The following is a 1,844-nucleotide window of genomic DNA, read 5'->3' as shown; positions in this document are numbered from 1 at the left end:
CGGCGGCCGGTCTCCGCGAGCGTACGGCCGTCGAGGGTGACGACGCCGGAGTGCGGGGTGAGGACTCCGGCCAGGATCCGCAGCAGGGTGGACTTGCCGGAGCCGTTGGGGCCGATCAGTCCGACGGTGGCGCCGGGCGGCGGTGCCATGTCCACGCCGTCGAGGACGAGCCGGCCGCCCGCCTCCCGCTTCACCCGTGCGGCGCGCAGGCCCTCGTCGTCTGCGGCTTTCACGGGTTCCTCCGGGTGCGGTACAGGACCAGGACGAAGGCGGGCACCCCGATGAGGGCGGTGACCACTCCGACCGGGACCTCCTGCGGGTCGAGCACGGTCCTGGCCAGGGTGTCGACCCAGACCAGGAAGACCGCTCCGGCGAGCGCGGTGACCGGGAGCAGCCGGCGGTGGCCCGAGCCGGTCAGGGCGCGGGCGGCGTGCGGCAGGACCAGCCCCACGAAGCCGATGGCTCCGGCGGAACTGACCAGCGCGGCGGTCAGCAGTGCGGTGGTGCACAGCAGCACGACGCGGGTCCGGCCGACGTGGACGCCGAGCGAGGCGGCGGCCTCCTGGCCGAACGCGAACGCGTCGAGCGTCCGGGCGTGGCCGAGGCAGATCAGCAGGGTCACCGCGAGCACGGCGGCGCAGACCCACACATCGGTCCAGCCGACGCCGCTCAGCGAGCCCAGCAGCCAGAACAGCACGCCCCGGGTCTGCTCGGCGTCGGCCGCGGTCATCACGACGAAGGAGGTGAGCGCGGAGAAGAGCTGCATGGCCGCGACCCCGGAGAGCACGACGCGGTCGGTGGTGCCGCCGAGGGTGTGGCTGAGCAGCAGGACCATGGCGAACGAGCAGAGCGCGCCGAGGAAGGCGCCCGCCGAGACCGACACCGCTCCCCCGCCGGCCCCGAGGACGACGACCGCGACCGCGCCGGTGGAGGCCCCGGACGAGACGCCGAGGACGAACGGGTCGGCGAGCGGGTTGCGCAGCAGGGACTGCATCACGGTCCCGCACACCGCGAGCCCGGCCCCGCAGACCGCGGCGAGCAGGGTGCGGGGCATGCGCAGGTTCCAGATGATGCCGTCACGGATCGGGGTGAGCCGGGACTCGCCGAGACCGAGGTGCGCGGCGACCGTGGACCAGACGTCCGGGACGGAGATGCGGGCGGGCCCGATCGTCACGGCGACCGCGACGGACAGGACCAGCAGGGCGGCCCCGGCAGCCCACAGCAGCCCGTCCCTGAGCACCCGGACGCCGGGGGCACGCGCCACCGGCGTCCCGCGCGGCGCGGGGGCGGTCCTGGTGTCCGTCACCGGGTGAGCCCGAACGAACGCAGCCCGGCGGCGACGCGCTCGACGCCTTCCACGGTCCGGATCGACGGGTTCATCGCCTGGCCGCTGAGCAGGACGTACCGCTTCTCGCGGACGGCGTCCATGTTCTTGGTGGCGGGGTTGGACTCCAGGAACTCGATCTTCTTCTCGGCGCCTTCGGCGGTCTGCGACTTGCGTGTCAGGTCGCCGATGACCAGGACGTCGGGGTTGCGGTCGGCGACGGTCTCCCAGTTGATCTGGGGCCACTCCTCGTGGGTGTCGCCGAAGACGTTCTCGGCGCCCAGTTCGCCGGTGATGATGCCGGGAGCGCCGCAGCAGCCCGCGAGGTAGGGGGACTCGGCGTTGGCGAACCAGTACATCAGTGTGGTGTCGGAGGCGTCGATGTCGGCGGCGGCCTTGTCGACGCGGTCCTTCAGTTCGGCGACCAGCTTCTCGCCCCGCTGCGGGACGCCGAACACCTTGGCCAGGTCCGTCACTTCCTGGTACACGCTGTCCATGGTCTGTCTCTTATACACATCTC

The 1,844-nt window shown here is 72.7% G+C and carries 3 protein-coding genes; all 3 read right to left on the bottom strand.

Annotated features, from left to right (window positions below; translation table 11 throughout):
- Window positions 1–233, bottom strand: a 233-nt coding sequence (locus IH13_RS0108005; RefSeq protein ID WP_037840951.1) for an ATP-binding cassette domain-containing protein, incomplete at its 3' end; no start/stop codon positions are given.
- Window positions 230–1,306, bottom strand: a complete 1,077-nt coding sequence (locus IH13_RS0108000; protein WP_031082332.1) for a FecCD family ABC transporter permease — start codon at window positions 1,304–1,306, stop codon at window positions 230–232. The genes IH13_RS0108000 and IH13_RS0108005, both read right to left, overlap by 4 nt.
- Window positions 1,303–1,844, bottom strand: a 542-nt coding sequence (locus IH13_RS0107995; protein WP_158791100.1) for an ABC transporter substrate-binding protein, incomplete at its 5' end; no start/stop codon positions are given. The genes IH13_RS0108000 and IH13_RS0107995, both read right to left, overlap by 4 nt.

It is taken from the genome of Streptomyces sp. NRRL WC-3549 (assembly GCF_000721935.1).
Classification (GTDB): Bacteria; Actinomycetota; Actinomycetes; order Streptomycetales; family Streptomycetaceae; genus Streptomyces.
The sequence above is the reverse complement of the archived record's forward strand: the minus strand, read 5'-3'. Positions and strand labels throughout refer to the sequence as shown.